General features: G+C 66.1%; 1 protein-coding gene. It reads right to left on the reverse strand.

Translation table 11 applies throughout. The features are described 5' to 3' along the window. Positions 1–401: condensation domain-containing protein (locus tag ACFHW0_RS31850; protein ID WP_416613330.1), on the reverse strand; the 401-nt coding region annotated here is incomplete at both ends.

Raw genomic sequence — 401 nt, forward strand, 5'->3', positions numbered from 1 at the left:
ACCGTCAGCAACTCATGCCGACCGACCGGCACCCCCGGCTCCGCCACCAACACCGCAACCAACCGAGCGAAGGTCGCACAGAACCCACTGACGGTCGCTTCGTCGAACAGGTCGGTAGCGTACTCGATGCCGCCAGCGATGCCGGCCGGCCGACCGTCCGGCTCGTGGGACTCGGCGAACGCGACGGTCAGATCGAACTTGGCCACCCCCGCCCGGAACGACAGGTTCTCACCGGCCAGCCCGCTCACTGACGGCATCGAGCCGTCGGCCTCCTGAAGCAGCATCACCTGCACCAGCGGGTGATACACGGTGGAACGGGCGGGATTGATTTCCTCTACGAGGCGTTCGAAGGGCAGATCCTGGTTCTCGTACGCGGCCAGATCGGTGTCACGAACCCGGGT

Origin of the sequence: Micromonospora sp. LOL_025 (assembly GCF_048060285.1) — a bacterium.
In the GTDB taxonomy this organism is placed as follows: Bacteria; Actinomycetota; Actinomycetes; order Mycobacteriales; family Micromonosporaceae; genus Micromonospora.